Annotated in this window: 18 protein-coding genes; 15 read left to right on the top strand and 3 right to left on the bottom strand. The window is 60.8% G+C overall.

Translation table 11 applies throughout. The features are described from left to right. Window positions 1-4 precede the first annotated feature (4 nt). The 12 genes from bamA to IEX16_RS10145 all read left to right on the top strand — a co-directional run bounded on the left by bamA (window position 5) and on the right by IEX16_RS10145 (window position 13,725). A complete protein-coding gene (gene bamA, locus IEX16_RS10200) occupies window positions 5-2,299 on the top strand; it encodes an outer membrane protein assembly factor BamA (RefSeq protein WP_188708379.1) in 2,295 nt (764 codons plus the stop codon). Next, window positions 2,299-2,805, top strand: a complete 507-nt coding sequence (locus tag IEX16_RS10195) for an OmpH/Skp family outer membrane protein (protein WP_188708378.1) — start codon at window positions 2,299-2,301, stop codon at window positions 2,803-2,805. The genes bamA and IEX16_RS10195 overlap by 1 nt, the downstream gene beginning before the upstream one ends. Before the next feature lie 21 nt (window positions 2,806-2,826). Further along, a complete protein-coding gene (gene lpxD / locus IEX16_RS10190) occupies window positions 2,827-3,885 on the top strand; it encodes a UDP-3-O-(3-hydroxymyristoyl)glucosamine N-acyltransferase (protein WP_188708377.1) in 1,059 nt (352 codons plus the stop codon). A 5-nt stretch (window positions 3,886-3,890) separates the two neighbouring features. Further along, window positions 3,891-4,331 carry a 3-hydroxyacyl-ACP dehydratase FabZ gene (gene fabZ, locus IEX16_RS10185; protein WP_188708376.1) on the top strand — a complete coding sequence of 147 codons (441 nt, stop codon included), beginning with the start codon at window positions 3,891-3,893 and terminating at the stop codon, window positions 4,329-4,331. 22 nt (window positions 4,332-4,353) lie between these two features. Beyond that, window positions 4,354-5,148 carry an acyl-ACP--UDP-N-acetylglucosamine O-acyltransferase gene (gene lpxA / locus IEX16_RS10180; RefSeq protein WP_188708375.1) on the top strand — a complete coding sequence of 265 codons (795 nt, stop codon included), beginning with the start codon at window positions 4,354-4,356 and terminating at the stop codon, window positions 5,146-5,148. Window positions 5,149-5,223: 75 nt separating this feature from the next. Then, the gene (gene lpxB, locus IEX16_RS10175; protein WP_188708374.1) at window positions 5,224-6,354 is read left to right on the top strand and encodes a lipid-A-disaccharide synthase; all 1,131 of its coding nucleotides are present in this window, start codon (window positions 5,224-5,226) and stop codon (window positions 6,352-6,354) included. Continuing rightward, window positions 6,326-6,943 (top strand): ribonuclease HII, encoded by a 618-nt coding sequence (gene rnhB / locus IEX16_RS10170; RefSeq protein ID WP_188708373.1) that lies wholly within the window; start codon window positions 6,326-6,328, stop codon window positions 6,941-6,943. Before lpxB ends, rnhB begins: the two co-directional genes overlap by 29 nt. Next, the gene (locus tag IEX16_RS10165) at window positions 6,940-7,722 is read left to right on the top strand and encodes a TrmH family RNA methyltransferase (RefSeq protein ID WP_188708372.1); all 783 of its coding nucleotides are present in this window, start codon (window positions 6,940-6,942) and stop codon (window positions 7,720-7,722) included. Before rnhB ends, IEX16_RS10165 begins: the two co-directional genes overlap by 4 nt. A gap of 204 nt (window positions 7,723-7,926) precedes the next feature. Then, window positions 7,927-9,108 carry a glutamine-hydrolyzing carbamoyl-phosphate synthase small subunit gene (gene carA, locus IEX16_RS10160; RefSeq protein ID WP_188708371.1) on the top strand — a complete coding sequence of 394 codons (1,182 nt, stop codon included), beginning with the start codon at window positions 7,927-7,929 and terminating at the stop codon, window positions 9,106-9,108. Further along, window positions 9,101-12,331 carry a carbamoyl-phosphate synthase large subunit gene (gene carB / locus IEX16_RS10155; protein ID WP_188708370.1) on the top strand — a complete coding sequence of 1,077 codons (3,231 nt, stop codon included), beginning with the start codon at window positions 9,101-9,103 and terminating at the stop codon, window positions 12,329-12,331. The genes carA and carB overlap by 8 nt, the downstream gene beginning before the upstream one ends. Before the next feature lie 283 nt (window positions 12,332-12,614). After that, window positions 12,615-13,091 carry a transcription elongation factor GreA gene (greA, locus tag IEX16_RS10150; protein ID WP_188708369.1) on the top strand — a complete coding sequence of 159 codons (477 nt, stop codon included), beginning with the start codon at window positions 12,615-12,617 and terminating at the stop codon, window positions 13,089-13,091. Between the two features lie 190 nt (window positions 13,092-13,281). Beyond that, window positions 13,282-13,725 (top strand): DUF4149 domain-containing protein, encoded by a 444-nt coding sequence (locus tag IEX16_RS10145; protein WP_188708368.1) that lies wholly within the window; start codon window positions 13,282-13,284, stop codon window positions 13,723-13,725. A gap of 156 nt (window positions 13,726-13,881) precedes the next feature. Here IEX16_RS10145 and folD read toward each other — a convergent pair whose 3' ends face one another. The 3 genes from folD to IEX16_RS10130 all read right to left on the bottom strand — a co-directional run bounded on the left by folD (window position 13,882) and on the right by IEX16_RS10130 (window position 18,064). After that, window positions 13,882-14,748, bottom strand: coding sequence for a bifunctional methylenetetrahydrofolate dehydrogenase/methenyltetrahydrofolate cyclohydrolase FolD (folD, locus tag IEX16_RS10140; protein WP_188708367.1), 867 nt, complete (start codon window positions 14,746-14,748; stop codon window positions 13,882-13,884). An 88-nt stretch (window positions 14,749-14,836) separates the two neighbouring features. Beyond that, a complete protein-coding gene (locus tag IEX16_RS10135) occupies window positions 14,837-15,463 on the bottom strand; it encodes a response regulator transcription factor (RefSeq protein ID WP_188708366.1) in 627 nt (208 codons plus the stop codon). A 36-nt stretch (window positions 15,464-15,499) separates the two neighbouring features. After that, window positions 15,500-18,064 carry a PAS domain-containing sensor histidine kinase gene (locus IEX16_RS10130; RefSeq protein WP_188708365.1) on the bottom strand — a complete coding sequence of 855 codons (2,565 nt, stop codon included), beginning with the start codon at window positions 18,062-18,064 and terminating at the stop codon, window positions 15,500-15,502. 273 nt (window positions 18,065-18,337) lie between these two features. Here IEX16_RS10130 and aceE point away from each other — a divergent pair, with 273 nt between their 5' ends. The 3 genes from aceE to IEX16_RS10115 all read left to right on the top strand — a co-directional run bounded on the left by aceE (window position 18,338) and on the right by IEX16_RS10115 (window position 23,553). Beyond that, on the top strand, window positions 18,338-21,073 hold the full coding sequence (gene aceE / locus IEX16_RS10125) for a pyruvate dehydrogenase (acetyl-transferring), homodimeric type (RefSeq protein ID WP_188708364.1): 2,736 nt from the start codon (window positions 18,338-18,340) through the stop codon (window positions 21,071-21,073). Window positions 21,074-21,107: 34 nt separating this feature from the next. Continuing rightward, on the top strand, window positions 21,108-22,778 hold the full coding sequence (aceF, locus tag IEX16_RS10120; RefSeq protein WP_188708363.1) for a dihydrolipoyllysine-residue acetyltransferase: 1,671 nt from the start codon (window positions 21,108-21,110) through the stop codon (window positions 22,776-22,778). Between the two features lie 190 nt (window positions 22,779-22,968). After that, on the top strand, window positions 22,969-23,553 hold the full coding sequence (locus IEX16_RS10115) for an MFS transporter (protein WP_188708362.1): 585 nt from the start codon (window positions 22,969-22,971) through the stop codon (window positions 23,551-23,553). Window positions 23,554-23,580: the final 27 nt, after the last annotated feature.

The following is a 23,580-nucleotide window of genomic DNA, read 5'->3' as shown; positions in this document are numbered from 1 at the left end:
TTTCATGCAAAAACAAATCAAACGATTCAAGCTCCGCAGCATATCCGCGATGGTGGCCAGTTTTCTGATCGCACAGGCAGCGTGGGCCGTGGATCCCTTCACCGTTCGCGATATCCGGGTTGAAGGTCTGCAGCGTGTGGAGCCTGGGACTATTTTTGCTTCGCTGCCGTTTCGGGTGGGCGAGACCTACAACGACGATAAAGGCTCCAGTGCCATCCGCGCGCTGTTCGGACTCGGTTTGTTCAAGGATGTGCGCCTGGAGGTCAGCGGCGACGTGCTGGTGGTGATTGTGGAAGAGCGGCCCACCGTGGCTGATGTGGACTTCGTCGGCACCAAGGAATTTGACAAAGAAGTGCTGAAAAAGGCGCTGCGCGACATCGGACTGGCGGATGGCCGGCCTTTCGACAAGGCATTGGCTGACCGCGCTGAGCAGGAGCTTAAGCGCCAATATGTCAACCGCAGCCTTTATGGCGCGGAGGTGCTGACCACGGTGACCCCGATTGAGCGTAACCGCGTCAATGTTACTTTCAGTGTAATTGAAGGCGATATCGCCAAAATCAAGGAAATCCGGGTCGTCGGCAACAAGGCCTTCAGCGAGTCCACCTTGCGCGGCCTGTTCGACCTCAATACCGGTAGCTGGCTCAGCTGGTACACCAAATCCAATCAGTATTCGCGCGTCAAGCTCAATGCCGATATCGAAACCCTGCGCTCCTACTATCTGACACGCGGTTACCTCGAGTTCAAGGTCGACTCCACCCAGGTGGCCATTTCGCCGAACAAACAGGATATTTCCGTCACACTCAACATCACGGAAGGCGAACGCTTCACTGTGTCGGGCGTGAAGCTCGAGGGCAATTTCCTGGAGCGGGAAGAAGAGTTCAAGTCGCTGGTGACTATCAAGCCTGGCGACGCTTATAACGCTGACCTGGTGGCTCAAACTGTCAAAGCTTTTACCGAGTATTACGGCAGCTTTGGTTTTGCCTTTGCCAAAGTCGACGCCAAGCCTGAGATTGATCGGGTCAATAACCGCGTGGCCTTCGTGCTGCAAGGCGATCCCTCGCGCCGTGCCTATGTACGGCGTATCAATATCGGTGGTAACAACCGAACGCGCGACGAAGTAGTTCGTCGCGAATTTCGCCAGTTCGAGGCGTCCTGGTATGACGGCGACAAGATCCGCCTGTCTCGGGACCGCGTGGACCGACTGGGTTACTTCACCGAAGTCAACATCGACACCCAGGAAGTACCCGGCACGCCGGACCAGGTGGATTTGAACCTGGCGGTGGTTGAAAAACCCACCGGTAACCTGCAATTGGGCGCGGGGTTCTCCAGTGCCGAAAAACTGTCGTTTATTTTTGGCTTCAAACAGGAAAATGCATTCGGTACCGGCAACTATCTGGGCCTGGAGGTCAACACCGGAAAATTCAATCGGCAATTTGTGCTGAGCACGGTGGACCCTTATTTCACCAATGACGGTATATCGCGGACATTTGATATCTACTCACGCACGTCCAGACCCTACGACAGTCAAGGCGGAGATTACGCGCTTAAGACGACGGGTGGTAGCGTGCGTTTTGGCGTGCCTTTCAGTGAGGTTGATACGGTTTATTTTGGTGTTGGCCTGGAGCAGATCGATATTTCAGGCGCCGTCCTTCCCCAGGTGTATCGAGATTACATACGTACCTTTGGTGCCAAAAGCAATACGGTCCCATTGACGGTGGGCTGGTCGCGCGACGACCGGGACAGCGCACTGGTTCCGAGCAAAGGTACCTTCCAGCGGGCTTATGGCGATTGGGGCATTGCCGGTGATGCCCGCTTCCTGCGCGCCAACTACCAGGTCCAGAAGTACATTCCGCTGAACAAGCAGTTCACCATTGCCCTGAATGGGGAGGTGGGTTGGGGCAAAGGCCTCAACGGCCAGCCTTTCCCGGTGTTCAAGAATTCCTATTCGGGCGGCCTCGGTTCGGTGCGCGGTTTTGAACCGGGTACGCTGGGCCCGCGTGATGCCCAGGGCAACGCCATTGGCGGACCTAAAAAAATCACTTTGAACGCGGAAATTTTGGCGCCTTTCCCGGGCGCGGGTAACGACCGGACCTTGCGCCTCTTCGGTTTTGTGGACACCGGCAATGTGTTTGGTGAAAACGACAAATACAGCCTGGGTGACTTGCGCTCATCGGTGGGTATCGGCATCAGCTGGATTTCCCCGTTGGGGCCTTTGCGCCTGGCGATTGCCAATCCGCTGAGCAAGAAGCCAACAGATAGAATCCAGAGATTGCAATTCCAAATTGGTACATCGTTCTAATGAAGTATTTTTCATCCAAATTATTTCTGGCCGTGCTGATGGCTCTGGGCACCTGTGCAGTGGGTGCGCAGGAGTTCAAGATCGGCATTGTCAACATTGACCGCATTTTCCGAGAAGCCAACAGCGCCAAGGCTGCCCAGGCCAAGCTGGAGCAGGAGTTTGGCAAGCGCGAAAAAGAACTCGGCGATCTGGGTACCCAGCTTAAAACGCTGGCAGACAAATTTGAACGCGAAGCGCCCACCTTGTCCGAGAGCCAGCGCGCCACCCGCCAGAAGCAAGTGGTCGATCAGGATCGGGACTTCCAGCGCAAACGTCGCGAATTTCAGGAAGACCTCAATGCACGCAAAAATGAAGAGTTGCAGCAGGTCATCGAACGCGCCAACAAGGTGGTCAAAACGGTTGCCGAGACCGAAAAATACGACCTAGTCCTCCAGGAGGCGGTGTATGCCAGCCCCAAGCATGACATCACGGACAAGGTCATCAAGGCACTCAACGCCGCCAAGTAAGCGTTCAGGCACAGGCCACGTGTGACGCTCAGACTCGGAGACCTCGTCGCATCGCTGGCTGGTGAGTTTGATGCCACATTGCTGGGTGATCCGGAACTCCTGATCGAACGGCTCGCGCCACTTGAATCTGCCGGCCCCGCAGAACTGACCTTCCTGAGCCACATCAAGTACCAGGCCAAGCTGGGCCGGTCTGCGGCTGCCTGCGTCGTGGTGAGTCCCCAGGCGCAGCAGGCGGCGACCCAGCGCGGTGCCTGCATCGTCGTCAGCGACCCCTATCTCTATTTCGCCCGCATCACCCAGCTTTGGAAAAAACGCCACGAGCAACCCGGCCGTGCTGGAATCCATTCCAGCGCCGTCATTGATCCTTCGGCTGAGCTTTCACCAGGGATTTTCGTGGGTGCGTTTGTCTGCATCGGAGCGCGTGCCGTGTTGGGTGCAGATGTGCACATTGGCGCGCACAGTGTGATTGGCGATGACGTGCGGATCGGCCGGGAAACACGGCTAGCTTCACGGGTGACTGTCAATGACGGCTGCGTGATCGGCGATCGCTGCGTTGTGCATCCCGGCGCTGTCATTGGCGCCGACGGTTTCGGTTTTGCGCCGCATGAGGGCACCTGGGTAAAAATCGAGCAGCTTGGTGCAGTCCGTATTGGCAACGATGTGGAGATAGGCGCCAACACCTGCATTGACCGCGGCGCGCTGCAGGACACGGTGATCGAGGACGGCGTCAAGCTCGACAACCTGATCCAGATTGGCCACAACGTGCATATCGGCAGGCACACTGCATTGGCTGGTTGTGTGGGCGTGGCGGGCAGTGCCACCATAGGCGCGCACTGCACGGTGGGTGGCGGTGCGGTGGTGCTGGGGCATTTGAGCCTGGCCGACCGCGTGCATATATCGGCGGCTTCGGTGGTGACGCGATCCATCCACAAGCCTGGGCATTACACCGGGCTGTTTCCCATCGACGACAATGCGAGCTGGGAAAAAAATGCCGCCACGCTCAAACAGCTTCACGGATTGCGTGAACGTCTCAAGGTGCTGGAGCAAACCACAGACATCGCTTCTCGAAAGAACCCATAAAAATGATGATGGACATCCACCAAATCCTTAAGCAGTTGCCGCACCGTTACCCTTTCCTGCTGGTGGACCGGGTGCTCGAACTCGAAAAGGGCAAACGCATCAAGGCCCTGAAAAATGTCACGATGAACGAGCCGTTTTTTACCGGCCATTTCCCCCACCGGCCAGTGATGCCGGGTGTGCTGATGCTTGAAGCGATGGCGCAGGCAGCGGCCCTGCTGGCTTTTGACATGCAGGGCATCACGCCCGATGAGAAGACGGTGTATTACTTTGCGGGCATTGATGGTGCGCGTTTCAAGCGGCCGGTGGAACCGGGCGACCAACTGATCATGGAAGTGACACTGGAGAGGCTCAAGGCCGGCGTATTCAAGTTCAAGGGGGTCGCCCGCGTGGACGACAACATGGCCTGTGAGGCCGAATTGATGTGCACCATGCGCACGATTGCCTGATTCAGACAGCAAGAGCGCTTCCGTGACAGGCATTCATTCCACTGCGCTGGTCGATCCCGCGGCCCAGCTCGGCAGCAGCGTCAGCGTCGGTCCTTACACCGTGATTGGCCCGCATGTTCGCATTGGTGCCGGCACGACGATTGGCGCGCACTGCGTGATCGAGGGGCACACCACCATCGGGCGTGACAACCGCATTTTCCAGTTCAACTCCCTGGGCGCGATTCCGCAAGACAAGAAATACGCGGGCGAGCCCTGCGAACTGGTCATTGGCGACCGCAACACCGTGCGCGAGTTCTGCACCTTCAACATTGGCTCGCCCGGCGACAGCGGCGTGACCCGTGTGGGCAACGACAACTGGATCATGGCTTATGTCCATCTGGCGCATGACTGCGATGTCGGCAGCCACACCATCTTTGCCAACAATTCGCAACTGGCCGGCCATGTGTCTGTCGGCGACTGGGTGATCCTCGGCGGCTTCACCGTCGTGCACCAGTTTGTGCGGCTGGGCGCGCACAGCATGACAGCCATGTGCACGCTGCTGTTTGCCGACTTGCCGCCGTTTGTGATGAGTCAGGGCCAGCCGGCCGCTGCCCGCTCCATGAACTTCGAAGGCCTGCGCCGGCGCGGTTTTTCCGCTGACCGGATCGCCGCAGTCAAGGGCATGCACAAGGCACTCTACCGCGAGGACCTGACGCTGGAGCAGGCGAGGGCGCGCATCGCCACGCTGACGGTCCAACATCCCGAAGCCGAAACCGACGTGCAGATGATGCTGGGCTTTCTGGAAGCCACCTCGCCGCAGCGCGGCATCGTGCGTTAGCCGATCGTGCCGGACGCATCCAGCTCTCTGCCAGCCCGTGGAGGAGCTGGCACCCCCAACCCTCCTTCATTCGCCATGGTGGCCGGCGAGACCTCCGGCGACTTGCTCGCAGGCCTCTTGCTCGACGGTTTTCGCGCACGCTGGCCGGATCTGCGCGCCGGTGGCATTGGTGGGACGCAAATGATGCGGCGCGGCTTCGAGGCCTGGTGGCCCAGCGAGAAGCTGGCCGTCCGCGGGTATGTCGAAGTCCTGTGGCATTACCGCGAGATCGTCGGCATTCGCACTCAGCTTCGGAAAAAATTGCTGGCCGATCGGGCGGATGTATTTATCGGCGTCGATGCGCCCGACTTTAACCTCGACCTTGAGGCCGATCTCAAAGCGGCAGGCATCAAAACGGTTCATTTCGTCAGCCCCTCGGTCTGGGCCTGGCGCGCCGATCGGGTCGAGAAAATCCGCCGCAGTGTCGACCACGTCTTGTGCATTTTTCCCTTTGAGCCGGACTTGCTGGCGCAACACGGCATCGCTGCCACCTATGTTGGACATCCGCTGGCCGGTGTGATCCCCATACGGCCCGATCAGGCGGCCGCGCGCCGGCTCTTGGGCCTGCAGGCGGAGGACCTGGTGCTCGCCTTGTTGCCCGGCAGCCGCCGTTCCGAGATCGATTACCTGGCTGACCGGTTCTTTCAGGCTGCAGCCCATGTAATACGGGCGCATCCAGCTATCAAAATAATAGTGCCTGCAGTTCCTGCGCTGCGCGCACAGATCGAACTGGCTGCCCGGTCTGCTGGCATGCTGGGCCAGGTGCAGATTGTTTCGGGGCAGTCCCACACGGTGCTTGCCGCCTGCGATGTGACCCTGATTGCCAGTGGCACGGCGACGCTGGAAGCGGCGCTGTACAAGCGCCCCATGGTGATTGCCTACAACATGAACTGGCTGTCCTGGCAAATCATGCGCCGCAAGAAACTGCAGCCCTGGGTCGGCTTGCCCAACATCCTGTGCCGCGATTTTGTGGTGCCGGAACTGCTGCAGGACGCCGCCACGCCACAGGCCCTGGCCGACAGCGTTTTGCAGTGGCTGGATGCGAAAATCTCCGCACCTGAAAAAATCCGCGCCCTTGAACAACGATTTACAACACTGCACGAAGAATTGCAGCGCGATACCGCGAAAATAGCCACCGATGCGATCCAGAACATTCTTGCAGGCTGAACAGGTCATGCTCTCCTGGGACACGCCGGGCCTGTGGGCTGGCGTGGACGAGGCCGGCCGTGGGCCGCTCGCCGGTCCGGTGGTGGCCGCAGCGGTGATTCTGGACGACCTGCAGCCCATCAAGGGCCTGGCGGACTCCAAGGTGCTGAGCGCGCTGCGCCGCGAAAAGCTCTACGACGAAATCCGCGCCAAGGCGCTGTGCTGCTCGATTGCCATGGCGAGCGTGGAAGAGATCGACCGCCTCAACATCCTGCAGGCCACCCTGCTGGCGATGCAGCGCGCAGTCGAAGGCCTGCGCCTCAAACCCGTCAAGGTGCTGGTGGACGGCAATCGCCTGCCGACGCTGAGTATCCTCGCGGAGGCCATCGTCAAGGGCGATGCCCTGATTCCGGCTATCTCCGCGGCCTCCATCCTCGCCAAGGTGCACCGTGACCGCTGGTGCGAGCAGTTTCATCTGGAATACCCACAATACGGCTTTGCCGGCCACAAGGGTTACGGCACGGCAGAACACCTGGCGGCGCTGCGCGAACACGGCGCCTGTCCGCAACATCGCCGCTCCTTCAGCCCCGTCGCCGAGGTCTTGCGTTGAGCGCTGGCGCACCGGTTTTGGTGACCTCGCGTGACAACACGCTGCTCAAGGATTTGCGCAAGCTCTCGCAGGACAACACGGGCTACCGCAAGCAGGGCCGCATCTGGCTCGAAGGCGACCACCTGTGCCGCGCGGCGCTGGCTCGTGGCTTCAAACCTGCCGTTGGCGTTTTCTGCGAGTCTTTTTGGCCGGTAGCCCCTACCGAATGGGCGCAAGCAGCTATCAAAACCATAGTGATCCCCGACGCATTGATGGCCGACATCAGCGGTTTGGAGTCACCGGCGCGCATGGGTTTTGTGCTGGATCTGCCGGCGCCGGTGGCCTTGGCACCGGGCGCTGCTTCTCTGATTCTGGACCGTGTGCAGGATGCAGGTAACGTCGGCTCGATGTTGCGCAGCGCTGCGGCATTCGGTTTCAGCCAGGTGATCGCGCTCAGGGGAACGGCGGCGTTGTGGTCGCCCAAGGTGCTGCGTGCCGGCATGGGCGCACATTTTGCGCTGCAACTGGTCGAAGGACTGGCGCCCGAAGACCTCGATGCATTGACGGTGCCTTTGCTCGTGACCAGCTCCCACCAGGGCTTTTTTCTGCATCAGCAAGCCCTGCCCATGCCCTGCGCCTGGGCCATGGGCCATGAAGGGCAGGGCGTTGGCGACGCGCTGATGACGCGCGCCAGCCTCAAGGTGCGTATTGACCAGCCCGGAGGCGAAGAATCGCTTAACGTCGCCGCCGCCGCCGCAATCTGCCTGTACGCCAGCTCGCTGGCGCTGACCAGGGCCTGAGCAGATCAAACTCGTGCGTGGAGCACGTCATGCCACAAACGCATATGAAGACGTCGCCCGCAAGCTATAATCAGGGGCTTTTCAAAACACAGCTTCGCCCGAGCGCATACAAAGCCAAACCCCTCACAAAAGCAAGCCGCAAGAGTCTTACCGAGACGTTTCTTGTGCACGCTTGGGCGAACCGTAAACAATCCGGAGAACCCAGTGCTTTTGTCTTTACAGGGAAAATCAGGAAGAACCTCGCACGCCATCCTGGCGCTCGCAGACGGTACCGTCTTTCTCGGCAATTCCATCGGAGCCCCGGGCTCGACCGTCGGTGAAGTGGTGTTCAATACCGCCATGACCGGTTACCAGGAAATCCTGACTGACCCGAGTTATTGCCAGCAGATCGTCACGTTGACCTACCCGCATATTGGCAACTACGGCATAAACGCCGAAGACGTTGAAGCCGAGAAGGTTCATGCCGCCGGTCTGATCATCAAGGACCTTCCGCTGCTGGCATCCAGCTTCCGCATGGACATGACCCTGACGGAGTACCTGGTCAGGGAAAAAACTGTCGCCATCGCCGGTCTGGACACGCGTCAGTTGACACGCCACCTGCGCACGCAGGGTGCGCAAAACGGTTGCATCCTGACGCTGGCTGCGGGCGAAGAAATCACCCAGGCCGCCAAAGACAAGGCCATCGCCGCCGCCAAGGCTGCGCCCAGCATGGCCGGCCTGGATCTGGCCAGGGTGGTCTCGGTCAAGCAGACCTACGAGTGGACGCAGACCGAGTGGAAACTGGGCGCGGGTTATGGCGTGCAGATCACGCCGAAATTCCATGTTGTGGCCTTTGACTATGGCGTGAAAAAAAACATCCTGCGCATGATGGCCGAGCGCGGCGCGCGCATCACCGTGGTGCCGGCGCAGACGCCTGCGGCCGACGTACTCAAACTCAAGCCCGACGGCATCTTCCTGGCGAACGGCCCCGGAGATCCGGAGCCTTGCGACTATGCTATCGCCGCCACACGCGAACTGATAGAAACTGGCATCCCGACCTTCGGCATCTGCCTGGGCCACCAGATCATGGCCTTGGCCAGCGGCGCGAAAACCTTCAAGATGAAGTTCGGCCACCACGGCGCGAACCATCCGGTGAAAGACCTCGACAATGGCCGCGTCAGCATCACCAGCCAGAACCACGGGTTTGCGGTCGATGAAAAAACGCTGCCCGCAAACCTGCGCCCCACGCACATCAGCCTGTTCGACGGCACGCTTCAGGGACTGGCCCGCACCGACAAGCCGGCCTTCTGCTTTCAGGGCCACCCGGAAGCCTCGCCGGGTCCCCACGACATTTCGTATTTGTTTGACCGCTTCACGGCACTGATGGAGCAACACAAGAATGCCTAAACGCACAGACATCAAAAGCGTCCTCATCATCGGCGCTGGCCCCATCATCATTGGCCAGGCCTGCGAGTTCGATTACTCCGGCGTGCAGGCATGCAAGGCGCTGCGGGAAGAAGGCTACAAGGTCATCCTGATCAACAGCAATCCGGCGACCATCATGACCGACCCAGCCACGGCTGACGTCACCTACATCGAGCCCATCACATGGCAGACGGTCGAGAAGATCATCGCCAAAGAGCGGCCCGACGCCATCCTGCCGACCATGGGAGGCCAGACCGCGCTCAACTGCGCGCTGGACCTCTGGCACAACGGCGTGCTCGACAAGTACAAGGTCGAGTTGATAGGCGCCACGCCCGAAGCGATTGACAAGGCTGAAGACCGCTTGAAGTTCAAGGACGCGATGACCAAGATCGGCTTGGGCTCGGCGCGTTCGGGCATTGCGCACAACATGGAAGAAGCCTGGACGGTGCAGAAGACGCTCGGTTTTCCGACGGTGATACGCCCAAGCTTCACGCTGGGCGGCACCGGCGGTGGCATTGCCTACAACTCGGAAGAGTTTGAGGTTATTTGCAAGCGCGGCCTGGAAGCTTCGCCGACCAGCGAACTGCTGATCGAAGAGTCGCTGCTTGGCTGGAAAGAGTTCGAAATGGAAGTGGTGCGCGACAAGGCGGACAACTGCATCATCGTCTGCTCGATCGAAAACCTGGACCCCATGGGTGTGCACACCGGCGACTCCATCACCGTAGCGCCGGCGCAGACCCTGACCGACAAGGAATACCAGATTCTGCGCAATGCGTCTCTGGCCGTGCTGCGCGAGATCGGCGTTGACACCGGCGGCTCTAATGTCCAGTTTTCGATCAACCCGGTCGATGGCCGCATGGTGGTGATCGAGATGAACCCGCGTGTCTCGCGCTCCTCCGCGCTGGCCTCCAAAGCCACTGGTTTCCCGATTGCCAAGGTGGCAGCCAAGTTGGCCATTGGCTACACGCTGGATGAACTGCGCAACGAAATCACGGGTGGTGCAACACCCGCGAGTTTCGAGCCCAGCATCGACTACGTGGTCACCAAGATCCCGCGTTTTGCCTTCGAAAAATTTCCGGCAGCGGATTCCCGCCTGACCACACAAATGAAGTCGGTCGGCGAGGTCATGGCCATGGGCCGCACCTTCCAGGAGTCTTTTCAGAAAGCCCTGCGTGGCCTGGAAGTTGGCGTGGATGGCATGAACGAGAAAACACAGGACCGCGAGGTGCTGGAGAAAGAACTCGGCGCGCCTGGCCCTGACCGCATCTGGTACGTCGGTGACGCGTTTGCGCTCGGCATGAGCGTGGATGAAGTGTTTGCCCTGACCAAGATCGACCCCTGGTTTCTGGTGCAGATCGAGCAGATCGTCAAGATCGAGCTGGAGCTGGAAACCACCACGCTGGACAAAATAGATGGGCCGACTCTGCGCGCCCTGAAGCAAAAAGGTTTTTCTGACCGGCGCCTGGCCAAACAGCTCAAGACCACAGACACCGCGATACGCGAAAAACGTCTTGAACTGGGTGTGCGACCGGTCTACAAACGGGTCGATACCTGCGCGGCCGAGTTTGCGACCAACACCGCCTATATGTACTCGACTTACGAAGGCGAGGGCAGTGAATGCGAAGCTGATCCGACCGACAACAAGAAGATCATGGTGCTGGGCGGCGGTCCGAACCGCATCGGCCAGGGCATCGAGTTTGATTACTGCTGCGTGCATGCCGCGCTGGCCATGCGCGAAGATGGCTACGAGACCATCATGGTCAACTGCAACCCGGAGACCGTGTCCACCGACTACGACACCTCGGACCGCCTTTACTTCGAGCCGCTGACGCTGGAAGACGTGCTGGAGATCGTCGACAAGGAAAAACCGCTGGGTGTGATCGTGCAGTACGGCGGCCAGACGCCTTTGAAGCTGGCGCTGGACCTGGAAAAAAACGGCGTTCCCATCATCGGTACCTCGCCCGACATGATTGACGCGGCCGAAGACCGCGAGCGTTTCCAGAAGTTGCTGCATGCGTTGAAGCTGCGCCAGCCGCCCAATGCCACAGCCCGCACCGAGCCCGAAGCGCTTGAAAAAGCCGCTGCGCTGGGCTACCCGTTGGTGGTGCGCCCCAGCTACGTCCTGGGCGGTCGTGCGATGGAGATCGTGCATGAGCAGCGCGACCTTGAGCGCTACATGCGTGAAGCGGTCAAGGTCAGCCACGATTCGCCGGTGCTGCTGGACCGCTTCCTGAACGACGCGATTGAATGTGATGTCGATTGCATCCGCGATGTAGAAGGCAAGACCTTTATCGGCGGCGTGATGGAGCACATTGAGCAGGCCGGTGTGCACAGCGGGGACTCTGCCTGTTCGCTGCCGCCGTATTCTCTGGCCGCAGAAACTGTCACCGAAATCAAGCGCCAGACCGCCGCCATGGCAGCGGCACTGAATGTGGTCGGTTTGATGAACGTGCAGTTTGCGATCCAGCATGTGGATGGCAAGGACGTGATTTACGTGCTTGAAGTCAATCCGCGTGCCTCCCGCACCGTCCCTTTTGTCAGCAAGGCTACCGGCATACAGCTGGCCAAAGTGGCGGCACGCTGCATGGTTGGCCAGACGCTTGCGTCGCAAGGTATCGACAAGGAAGTGACACCACCTTATTTCAGCGTCAAGGAAGCCGTCTTCCCCTTCGTCAAGTTCCCAGGCGTGGACACGATTCTCGGCCCCGAGATGAAGTCCACGGGCGAGGTGATGGGCGTGGGCAAGACTTTTGGGGAGGCGTTTGTCAAATCGCAGCTCGGTGCCGGCACCAAGCTGCCGACCTCGGGCAAGGTTTTCCTGACGGTCAAGAACAATGACAAGGAGCGCGCCGTGGACGTGGCGCGCGCGCTGGCGGCCCTGAAGTTCGAGCTGGTCGCAACCAAAGGCACTGCCGCAGCCATCAATGCAGCGGGCATCAGCTGCGGCGTGGTCAACAAGGTCACCGAAGGCCGGCCACACGTGGTGGACATGATCAAGAACAACGAGATTGCGCTGGTTATCAACACCGTGGAAGAGCGCCGTAACGCGATTGCCGACTCGCGGCAGATCCGCACTTCCGCCCTGCTGGCCCGGGTCACCACTTTCACGACGATTGCCGGCGCCGAAGCGGCGGTCGAGGGCATGAAGTACCTGGATAACCTGACCGTGCACTCGATCCAGGAGCTGCACGCGCAGCTCGCCTGAGAGCTTCATCCCCGCGGTCGCTAACTGCGTGTAGCTCCCCCCGAGGGTGCCGCTGCGCCTGCGGATTGGCAAAGCCAGATCCACGGCCCTGGCTGGTAGGCCGAAGGCCTCATGATCGGTCGCATCGCGTAGTTCCGCGGCGCGTCTGTGGAGACAACAATTGCTAGGGTCTGCGCTGATGGGGACTGCACCCGATTTGCATTAAACTGGCTTTAGGACAAACTTGTTTAGACGCCGCCGCCAGGTGACTGGTGGCGGTTTCGCTTTTTGGAGGACTCAAACCATGGCAACCATTCCGATTACAAAAAAGGGCGCAGAAAAGCTCAAGGCCGAATTGCATCAGCTCAAGACGGTGGAGCGCCCGCATGTGATCAACCTGATCTCCGAGGCGCGTGCTCAGGGCGACCTCAGCGAAAACGCCGAATACGACGCCGCCAAGGACAAGCAGGGTTTTGTCGAAGGCCGCATCCAGGAAATCGAAGGCAAGCTGTCGGCCGCCCAGGTCATTGACCCGTCCGAGGTCGATGCCGGCGGCAAGGTGGTGTTCGGCTCGACCATCGAGCTCGAGGATGAAGACAGCGGCGACAAGGTGACTTACCAGATCGTCGGCGAGGACGAGGCTGACATCAAGCTGGGCCTGGTCAACATCAGCTCACCGATTGCCCGCGCGCTGATCGGCAAGGACGAGGGCGATACTGCCGAAGTGCAGGCGCCCGGTGGCATCAGGCGTTACGAAATCATTGCGGTGATGTACATCTGATGCCCCCACGGTCGCTCACTGCGTGTAGCTTCCGAGGCCTTGCAGGCCCCGGCTCGCGAGACGCTTCGCCTCTGTCTCCTGTCCAAAGCTGCTCAAGCAGCTTTGGAGCCGCAGGCTCCCGCCCCTCGGGGGCCGTCGCTTGCTCGAGGCGGCCCTTCGCGGCGCGTTGGTGGCTCTCCTTGACCTGATCATGGACACCCGGTCACGCATCAGCATCCTGCTCGCTGCGCTGTGGTGGGGCAGCCTGAGTGCCCTGGGATTTCTGGTGGTGCCCCTGTTGTTCGTACACCTGCCCAATCCGGCCGCGGCCGGCGCCATGGCAGCAAAGCTGTTTACCGCTCAGACCTGGCTCAGTATCACCTGCGCCTTTTTGCTCCTGATGGCTCTAAAGGGAAAAGAGGTCTCAGCCCTTTCCCCGTCTGCGCAAGCTGCTATGAAATATGTAGTGGCTGGGCTTTTCCTGGCGGTGCTGGTGGAATTTGGCGTCTCGCCGCGCATTGTCAACGCGCGTGCCGAGGGTGGTAATCTCAAGCTCTGGCATGGTCTGGGCACTGCCCTGTATGTGGCCCAGTGGCTGGCTGCCGGCTGGACCTTGTGGTGTCTGAGCCGGGCTACGAAAGCCGGCGACGCATAGCCTGTTAACCAAAGGCTAGCCGCCTCTTTTCAAGCAGGGGCCGCAGATCCGGCTTTGCCGACCCGCAGGCGCAGCGGCCCCCTCGGGGCTGGTGTCTGCGGCTCCGAGCACCAGAAACGAAGTCTCTGGCGAGCGACGGCCTGCAAGGTGCGGGAGTTACACGGAGTGACCGACCGTGGAGGCTCTTTCAGCAGCCTCGAGGGTATTGACCAGCAGCATGGTGATGGTCATCGGGCCCACGCCGCCCGGTACCGGGGTGATCCAGCCAGCCACTTCCTTCACGCCTGCAAAATCGACATCGCCGCAGAGCTTGCCCTCGTCATTTCGGTTCATGCCCACATCAATGACCACCGCGCCAGGTTTGACCATGTCGGCGGTCAGCACATTGCGTTTGCCGACGGCGGCCACCACCACATCGGCCTGAAGCGTTAGCGCTTTGAGGTTTTGGGTGCCGCTGTGGCAGATGGTTACCGTGGCGTTTTTCTGCAGCAGCATCAGTGCCATGGGTTTTCCAACGATGTTGCTGCGGCCGATAACAACAGCGTGTTTACCCTTCAGGTCGTAGTTAATGCTTTCGAGCATCTTCATGCAACCGTAGGGCGTGCAGGGCCAGAAGCCGGGCTGGCCGACCATTAGCGCACCGGCGCTGGCGACATGGAAACCGTCCACATCCTTCTCGGGTGAAATGGCCTCGATCACCTTCTGGGCGTCGATGTGCGCCGGAAGCGGCAGTTGCACCAGGATGCCGTGGATCGCCGGATCGTTGTTCAGGGCGTCCACACGCGCCAGCAGATCGGCTTCACTCAAGGTGGCGGGATAGGGCTCCAGCACCGAGTGCAGGCCACCGTCCTGGCAGGCCTTGACCTTGTTGCGCACATACACCTGGCTGGCCGGGTTGTCGCCGACCAGCACCACCGCCAGGCCCGGCACGATGCCGCGCGCACGCAGCGCGCCCGCACGCAGGGCGACCTCCTCGCGAAGTTGCCTGGACAGGGCGTTGCCATCGATCAGTTGTGCAGTCATGATTCAGCTTTTTGAAGTAAAAACGCCCGCTGGTCCTTAAACCACGGGCGCAGGCAGCTATCGAAAAAATAGCGGCGGAAGAGGATATTCAGGCCTTGGGTGCGCTCGATCCCAGGGCAATTTTCAGCAGGTCGGCCACCGTGTTGGCATTGAGTTTTTCCATGATGTTGGCGCGGTGCGCCTCCACCGTCTTGATGCTGATGCCCAGGTCGTCGGCGATTTGCTTGTTCAGGCGGCCGGCGACGATGCGTTCGAGCACCTGGGCTTCGCGTGAGGTGAGCTTGGCCAGCAGGGCGTCGCGGCTGGCTGATTGCTGGTGTTCGCTGAAGGCTTCCTTGGCCTGATCCAGCATGCGTTCTACCAGGCTGACAAGGGCTTCTTCCTGGAACGGTTTCTGGATGAAATCCATCGCACCCTTTTTCATGGTGTCCACCGCCATCGGCACGTCGCCATGGCCGGTGATGAACACGATGGGCAACGGCGACTTGCGTTCGACCAGGCGGTCCTGCAGTTCCAGGCCGGTCATGCCGCCCATGCGGATGTCCACGATCAGGCAGGCAACCTCGCGCGCGTCGTAGCGGCTCAGAAAGGTTTCGGCGGAGTCGTAGCAGCGCACCCGGTAGTCCTTGCCTTCGAGCAGCCACTGCAGCGAGTCGCGCACACCCTCGTCATCATCGACGACGTAGACGGTGCCTTTTTTCGGAATCAAGCTCATGCCAAACCTTTTGCTTAGACGGTATCAAACAGCTTGTCAGTGAACGCCAGCCGGTGGGGACGGCGTTTCGGTGGCAGCCAGCGCTGGTGAAAGCAGGGGAGTTACGGGGATCCAGAAGGTGAACCGGCACCCTACCACTTCATCGCCATTGTAGAGGTTCTCCGCCTGCATCCTGCCCTGGTGCGACTCGACGATGCTGCGGCACAGCTTCAGGCCGATGCCCATGCCTTCGGCCTTGGTGGAGTAGAAGGCTTCGTAAAGCCGGCCCATCACCTCGGGCGACAACCCCTTGCCAGAGTCGAGTACCGAAAACTCGATCACGCTTTGCTCGTCAATGATCTTGGGCACGACGCGCAACTCCACGCTGCGCCGCGCCGTGGGCCGACGCGCCTGGGCTATCGACTCGGCGCCGTTTTTCATCAGGTTGATCAGCACCTGCTCAATCAGGATCGGGTCCACCATCACTGGCGGCAGGCGCGCCGCGATGTAGTGGCTGAGCCGCACGTTGTGGCGACGCAGCTCGATGTCGGCCAGCTCCATCGCATTGCTGACCATGGTGGCCACGTCGGCCGAACTGCGGTTCGGCTCGCTGCGTTTCACGAAGGAGCGGATGCGCTGGATGATCTGTCCGGCGCGGTGCGCCTGCTTGGCGGTTTTTTCCAGCGCCACCAGCAGGTCTTCGTTACTGATCTGCTGGCCCTTGATGCGCGAGACCATGCCGTTGCAATAGTTGTTGATGGCGGTCAGTGGCTGGTTCAGTTCATGCGCCACGCTTGACGCCATCTCGCCCATGGTGATCAGGCGACTGGCTGACTGGGCGCGCTCGGCCTGCAGGGCGGCCTGCTCTTCGGCGTGGCGGCGCGGCGTGATGTCGGTGGCAATCACCATCTGGGCCAGGCGCCCGTCCACCCAGGTCAGGTAACGCGAACGCACTTCCAGCCACTTGCCGAGTTCCGGTACAAAAATCTCGGCGTTTTCGGTTTGGGCTGTGGTCAATGTGTCGGTCGGGAGACCGGCCAGCCCGTCGACGGCATCCAGTGTGTCCTCGGTCGGTACCGCAGTCGGCACCCCGGCCTGGGCAATCAGGTTCATGTGACCTGCGACTTCACCGCCAAACCAGGCGCGGTAGAGCTTGTTGGCAAACAGCAGTTCCTCGCTGCCGAGCGGCGCCACCGAGACCGCCGCGTCCAGCCCTTCCAGCACGGTGGTAAAGCGTTCGTACGAGGCCGACAGTTCTTCTCGAACACGTTTGGGCTCGGTGATGTCGGTGACCGAGGTCATCCAGCCGGTTTGTTGGCCGCGCGGATCGATCAGGGGCGAGACATACATGCGGCCATCGAAAATCGCGCCGCTTTTGCGTTTGATGCGAACTTCGAAACCGCCCGGGGTGGAGCGACCGTGCAACTCGTCATCCAGTCGCGCGGCAAGCGTTTCGCGGTCCTGCTCGGGCCAGTAAGGGAAGGGCGCGGTACGGCCCACCAGCTCGTCCTCGCTCCAACCCGTCATCTGGCAAAAAGCCGGGTTCACGTAGGTGATGCGGCCTTGCAGGTCCAGCGCGCGCATGCCGGTCAGCATGGAGTTTTCCATGGCGCGGCGGAAGTTGGTTTCCGAAATCAATGCCTCCTGGGCCTGCACGCGCCGCCGCGTATGGCGCCAGGTGCCCAGCAACATCCACACTGTGAGGGCGCTAAGTGCGCTGACCAGCCAGAAAAAGCCGCTGCCCACAACACCGAGCGATGCCCGGTAACCCTGAGCCTTGAGCAGCAGGCCGTTGCCAACCGGTGACACCGGAATCTCGTATTCCTGCGCCTCGTCGGACCAGGGCAACAGCTTGGCGGCGGTGTTTCGCGCTGGCGGCAAGTTGCCGGCCAACAGTTTGCCTTGGTCGTCGAGCAGCGCCACCGCGTATTTGGCGGTGACTTCGGTTGGCACGCCGAAGCGCAGCAGGCCGTCCACTGCGTATTCACCCATGATCACACCACCGAACTTGCCCTGGTCGTCCAGCGGTATCTGCAACTGCAGGCTGGCACCGTTGTGGCTGGTGTCGTCCTTGTTTGGGAGCGGGCGCGAATACACCGGTTGGCGCAAATCGCGCGCCAGGCCGAAGGTGCCTTCGGTTTCGCCGTATTTGAGTTGCTCCCCGGACAGGCGGGCTTGTGCCAAGTTGGCGCTAGGCGACACATAGGCGGCTTTCACCTTGCGGCGCGAATCAACCCAGGTCACGGCCAGCAACTCTGGATACTGGTTGACCAGCGATTCGGCCTGGGCAATGAACTCCTCGGTGTCCACTTCCTTGTTCGAGACATCGCGGCCCAGGCGCATCAATTGCTCCTGGCGTTCCAGCAGGCGCAGACGCAAGCGTTGTTGGGCGTATTCGACATCGCGTTTGACCGCTTGCTGTTCGCGGTCGATTTCCTCGATGCGCAGATAGGCGAAGGCGGCAATCACCGCCGCCAGAAACAGCATCACCGCCAGCAGCGGGCCGAGGGTGACATAGCGGTCCTGCCGCGTGGGGGATTGCTTGCGCCACCAGTGGCGCCAGCGTGCCAGCGGCGCGGTGCCGGAAGAGCGGGCGGGAGTGGCGGGTGCTGGGACGGTCATGGTGGGTCGTCAAGTTTAAGGGAGTTAAGCCCTGCGAGCCGTGTTTCTACCTTGCGGCCTCGCTGTTCTTGCGCGTTTTTTAAGCCATGCTATCGGCTTGAAACTGACCGAAGGCAAATATTGTAAATTTCTTAATATGAAATCATTAAGCACTATTTGAAATCTTGTAAAAACTATGAGAAACTAGAGACTTAAATCTAAATTGCGTTACAACGTGATGAAGACGCCACTCAACACAAGCTAGCACCCTAGCCAACAGCAGGAGACAAAACCATGGCTGCAAATCCGGAACAGGCACGTGTGGACACTTTGGGTAAAGCCGCGAACAACGCGCTTGACAAAGACGCCCAGGAAACGCGGGAGTGGCTCGAGGCCCTTACTGCCGTCATCGAAAGTGAAGGCCCGGAGCGCGCCCACTTTCTGCTGGAGCAACTGCTTGAGCATGCCCGCCAGGGCAGCATCGACATGCCGTTTTCGGCCAACACTGGTTATGTCAACACCATCGAGGTGGATCAGGAGGAGCGCTCTCCCGGTAACCTTGAAATCGAACGGCGTCTGCGCGCCTACATGCGCTGGAACGCCATGGCCATGGTGGTCAAGGCGAATCGCCTGCATCCGGCCGACGGCGGCGACCTCGGCGGCCACATCGGTTCCTTCGCGTCGCTGGCCAGCATGTTTGGCGCGGGCTTCAACCATTTCTGGCATGCCGAAAGCGAGACGCACGGCGGCGACTGCCTCTACATCCAGGGGCATGTGTCACCCGGCGTGTATGCGCGTGCTTATCTTGAAGGCCGGCTGACCGAAGAGCAACTGCTCAACTTTCGTCAGGAGGTCGATGGCAAGGGTCTGTCGAGCTACCCGCATCCCAAGCTGATGCCCGAGTTCTGGCAGTTCCCGACCGTCTCCATGGGCCTGGGCCCGCTGATGGCGATTTATCAGGCGCGTTTTTTGAAGTATCTGCATGCTCGCGGCATCGCCAACACCGAAAACCGCAAGGTCTGGGTGTTCTGCGGCGACGGCGAGATGGACGAGGTCGAATCGATGGGCGCCATCGGCCTGGCTGCGCGCGAAAAGCTCGACAACCTGGTGTTTGTCATCAACTGCAACCTGCAGCGCCTGGACGGTCCGGTGCGCGGCAATGGCAAGATCATCCAGGAGCTCGAAGGCGAGTTCCGTGGTGCCGGCTGGAACGTCATCAAGCTGATCTGGGGCAGCAACTGGGACCCGCTGTTGGCACGCGACAAGGACGGTGCGCTGCGCAAGGTCATGATGGACACCGTCGATGGCGACTACCAGGCCATGAAGGCAAACGACGGCGCTTATGTGCGCAAACATTTCTTCGGGCAGAACCCCAAGACCCTTGAGATGGTCGCCAAGATGAGCGACGAGGACATCTTCGAGTTGCGCCGCGGCGGCCATGACTCGCAGAAGGTCTATGCCGCCTTCCACAAGGCCGTCAACCATGTCGGCCAGCCAACCGTGTTGCTGATCAAGACCGTCAAGGGTTTTGGCATGGGCAAGATCGGCGAGGGCAAGAACAATGTCCACCAGACCAAGAAGCTGTCGGACGAGGACATCAAGGCCTTCCGCGACCGCTTCAACATCCCGATTCCTGACAGCCAGCTGGCCGACATCCCGTTTTACAAGCCGGCCGACGACACGCCCGAGATGCAATACCTGCACGAGCGCCGCAAGGCCCTGGGCGGCTACCTGCCGCACCGCCGTGTCAAGGCCGACGAAAGCTTTACCGTGCCGGCGCTGGAGACCTTCAAGTCGGTGATCGAGCCGACTGCCGAAGGCCGCGAGATCTCGACGACCCAAGCCTATGTGCGTTTCCTCACGCAATTGCTGCGCGACCAGGCGCTGGGTCCGCGTGTGGTGCCCATCCTCGTCGATGAAGCGCGCACCTTCGGCATGGAAGGCCTGTTCCGCCAGATCGGCATCTACAACCCCGATGGCCAGCAGTACACACCGGTCGATAAAGATCAGGTGATGTATTACAAGGAAGACAAGAAGGGCCAGATCCTGCAGGAAGGCATCAACGAGGCCGGCGGCATGAGCAGCTGGATCGCGGCGGCCACTTCGTACAGCACCAACAACCGGATCATGATCCCGTTCTACGTGTATTACTCGATGTTCGGCTTCCAGCGTGTCGGTGATCTCGCCTGGGCGGCCGGCGACATGCAGGCGCGCGGCTTCCTGCTGGGCGGTACATCCGGCCGCACCACGCTAAACGGCGAAGGCCTGCAGCACGAAGACGGCCACAGCCACATCCTGGCTGGCACGATTCCGAACTGCATCTCCTACGACCCGACCTTTGCGCATGAAGTCGGCGTGATCCTGCACCATGGCCTTAAGCGCATGGTCGAGCGCCAGGACAATGTGTATTTCTACCTGACGCTGCTCAACGAAAACTACGCCATGCCAGGCCTGCAGCCCGGCACCGAAGAGCAAATCATCAAAGGCATGTACCTGTGCAAGCAGGCACCGGCCCTCGCAGCCAAAGCGCCCACCGTCCAGTTGCTTGGCAGCGGCACCATCCTGCGCGAAAGCATCGCCGCCCAGGAACTGCTTGAGAAAGACTGGGGCATCGCCGCCGGTGTCTGGAGCTGCCCGAGCTTCAACGAACTCACGCGTGACGGCCAGGACGCCGAGCGCTGGAACCTGCTGCATCCGGTGGACGCGCCGCGTGTGCCGTTCGTGACGCAGCAGCTGTCGGCCAGCGCCGGCCCGGTGGTCGCTTCCACCGACTACATGAAGGCCTATGCCGAGCAGATCCGCCCCTTCATTCCCAAGGGCCGCACTTACAAGGTGCTGGGAACCGACGGCTTCGGTCGCAGCGACTTCCGCAGCAAGCTGCGCGAGCACTTCGAGATCAACCGCCACTACATCGTGGTCGCCGCGCTGAAAGCCCTCAGCGAAGACGGCACCGTGCCGGTCGCCAAGGTGGCCGAAGCCATCAAGAAATACGGCATCAATGCCGACAAGATCAACCCGCTTTACGCCTGAATTCAGGCCTGAACGAGCGAACGGAGACAAGAACATGGCATTGGTAGACATCACCATTCCCGACATCGGCGACTTCGACGAAGTCACCGTCATTGAACTGCTGGTCAAACCCGGCGACAGCATCAAGCCCGACCAGAGCCTGATGACGGTCGAAAGCGACAAAGCCTCGATGGAAATTCCTTCCAGCCAGGGCGGCGTCGTGAAAGAGCTCAAGGTCAAGCTCGGCGACAAGGTCAAGCAAGGATCGGTCGTGCTGGTGCTGGAAGCTGGCGACGCGGCGGTTGCACCTGCTGCGGCCCCGGTTTCTGAACAAAAACAGGCTGCAGCCCCCGCCGCAACTGCGCAAGCAGCTACAAAATCAGTAGCAAATCCAGCCGCTGCCGCTGGCCTGGTGGATGTCCACGTGCCTGATATCGGCGACTTCAAGGACGTGGTAGTGATCGAGGTGCTGGTCAAGGTCGGCGACACCGTCAAGGCCGAGCAGTCGCTGGCGACCGTCGAGTCCGACAAGGCCTCGATGGAGATTCCGTCCAGCCAAGCCGGCGTGGTCAAGGAGCTGAAGATCAAGCTGGGCGACAAGATCAATGTCGGCGACGTGTTGCTGGTGCTCGAAGGCGTGGCCGCCAGCGCGCCTGCTGCAGCTTCACCGGCACCAGCGCCGGCTGCCGCCGCCGCCGCCGCCGCACCCGTGGCCGCGACTGCTTCCGCACCGGCCGCTGCGCCCGCGCCCGCCGCCGTGCCTGCGCATGACCCGTCCACCCCCACCGGCCAACTGCCGCACGCCTCACCCTCGGTGCGCAAGTTTGCGCGCGAGCTCGGTGTGCCCCTGGCCGAAGTCAAGGGCAGCGGTCCCAAGGGCCGCATCACCCAGGACGACGTGCAGGGCTTCACCAAATCCGTGATGGCCGGCGATGTGCGCACCCAGGCGCAAGCCGCGAAAGTGCCGGCCGCAGCCGGCGGCGGTGGCGCCGGGCTGGACCTGCTGCCCTGGCCCAAGGTGGACTTCACCAAGTTCGGCGCTGTCGAGCGCAAGGACCTGCCGCGCATCAAGAAGATCAGCGGCGCCAACCTGCTACGTAACTACGTGATGATCCCGCACGTCACCAACCATGACGATGCCGACATCACCGATCTGGAAGCCTTCCGCGTGTCCACCAACAAGGACAACGAAAAGTCCGGCCTCAAGGTCACCATGCTGGCGTTCCTGATCAAGGCCAGTGTCGCGGCCCTGAAGAAATTCCCCGAGTTCAACAGCTCGCTGGACGGCGACCAGCTGGTCTACAAGCAGTACTACAACATCGGTTTTGCCGCCGACACGCCCAACGGCCTCATGGTGCCCGTGCTCAAGGATGCCGACAAAAAAGGCATCATGCAGATCTCGCAGGAGATGGGCGAACTGGCCAAGAAAGCGCGCGACGGCAAGCTGGCGCCAGCCGAGATGCAGGGCGCAAGCTTCACCATCTCCTCGCTGGGCGGGATTGGCGGGCGTTATTTCACGCCCATCATCAATGCACCCGAAGTCGCCATCCTCGGCGTCTCCAAGAGTCAGATGGAGCCGGTCTGGGACGGCAAGGCCTTCCAGCCGCGCCTGATGCTGCCGATGTCGCTGGCCTGGGACCACCGCGTGATCGATGGCGCTGGTGCCGCGCGGTTCAACGCCTACCTGGGTTCGATACTCGCCGACTTCCGTCGCGTGCTGCTTTGACTCCCACGCTTTTCACTTCGTGTAATGCGCGAGTCCTTGCAGGCCGCGGCTCGCGAGACGCTTCCCCTCTGCCGCCTGTCCAAACCTGCTCAAGCAGGTTTGGAGCCGCAGGCTCCAGCCCCTCGGGGGCCGCTGCGCCTGCGGTCTGGCGGAGCCAGTCCCGCGGCCCCTGCTTGAACGGATTTGCGGCATGACGACGCTTGTGGTTGTCAAAAAGGCCGGGCAGGCAGTGATCGCCACCGATGCGTTGATCACCTTTGGCGACACGCGCTTGAGCAATCGCTTTGAGGCCAACGGCAAAATCTTCAAGGTCGATGCGCCGGCCGGTGTCAGCTACATCGGCATGGCCGGCACGGTGGCGCATTTTCCGGTGCTGCGCAAGGCGCTGGCGTCGCTGCCGAAAGACCAGTTGCGCTTCGGCAGCAAGGACGAGGTCTTTGACACCTTCAACAAGGCCCATCCGGTGCTCAAGGAAGCGTTTTTCCTGCAAACAAAGGAAGACGACAACGACCCTTATGAGTCCAGCCAGTTCAGCGTGCTGATTGCCAACTCAAGCGGCATCTACGGCCTGTACAGCTACCGCGAGGTGTTCGAGTTCAAGGAATTCTGGGGCATTGGCTCTGGACGCAGCTTTGCACTCGGCGCGATGCACGCGAGCTGGAACAAGGCCAAAACGGCGCGCGAAGTGGCACTGGCCGGCATGAATGCCGGCTGCGAATTCGACAAAAACTCCGCCGGCCCGGTGGAACTGTTCACGGTCAAGCTTAAAAAGTAAGCCGACCCCTCAAGCGGAGACAAGCGA

The sequence above is a fragment of the Polaromonas eurypsychrophila genome (genome assembly GCF_014641715.1).
Lineage (GTDB): Bacteria > Pseudomonadota > Gammaproteobacteria > Burkholderiales > Burkholderiaceae_C > Polaromonas > Polaromonas eurypsychrophila.
This window is presented reverse-complemented; position numbering and strand designations above follow the sequence as displayed.

Excerpts from the sequence above, each read along its gene's own strand:
- IEX16_RS10145 (WP_188708368.1), top strand. The coding sequence starts at position 13,282 with ATGGACACCCGGTCACGCATCAGCATCCTGCTCGCTGCGCTGTGGTGG.
- lpxB (WP_188708374.1), top strand. The coding sequence starts at position 5,224 with ATGGTGGCCGGCGAGACCTCCGGCGACTTGCTCGCAGGCCTCTTGCTC.
- IEX16_RS10135 (WP_188708366.1), bottom strand. The coding sequence starts at position 15,463 with ATGAGCTTGATTCCGAAAAAAGGCACCGTCTACGTCGTCGATGATGAC.
- aceF (WP_188708363.1), top strand. The coding sequence starts at position 21,108 with ATGGCATTGGTAGACATCACCATTCCCGACATCGGCGACTTCGACGAA.
- greA (WP_188708369.1), top strand. The coding sequence starts at position 12,615 with ATGGCAACCATTCCGATTACAAAAAAGGGCGCAGAAAAGCTCAAGGCC.
- rnhB (WP_188708373.1), top strand. The coding sequence starts at position 6,326 with ATGCGATCCAGAACATTCTTGCAGGCTGAACAGGTCATGCTCTCCTGG.
- aceE (WP_188708364.1), top strand. The coding sequence starts at position 18,338 with ATGGCTGCAAATCCGGAACAGGCACGTGTGGACACTTTGGGTAAAGCC.
- IEX16_RS10195 (WP_188708378.1), top strand. The coding sequence starts at position 2,299 with ATGAAGTATTTTTCATCCAAATTATTTCTGGCCGTGCTGATGGCTCTG.
- IEX16_RS10115 (WP_188708362.1), top strand. The coding sequence starts at position 22,969 with ATGACGACGCTTGTGGTTGTCAAAAAGGCCGGGCAGGCAGTGATCGCC.
- IEX16_RS10130 (WP_188708365.1), bottom strand. The coding sequence starts at position 18,064 with ATGACCGTCCCAGCACCCGCCACTCCCGCCCGCTCTTCCGGCACCGCG.
- fabZ (WP_188708376.1), top strand. The coding sequence starts at position 3,891 with ATGATGGACATCCACCAAATCCTTAAGCAGTTGCCGCACCGTTACCCT.
- folD (WP_188708367.1), bottom strand. The coding sequence starts at position 14,748 with ATGACTGCACAACTGATCGATGGCAACGCCCTGTCCAGGCAACTTCGC.
- bamA (WP_188708379.1), top strand. The coding sequence starts at position 5 with ATGCAAAAACAAATCAAACGATTCAAGCTCCGCAGCATATCCGCGATG.
- carB (WP_188708370.1), top strand. The coding sequence starts at position 9,101 with ATGCCTAAACGCACAGACATCAAAAGCGTCCTCATCATCGGCGCTGGC.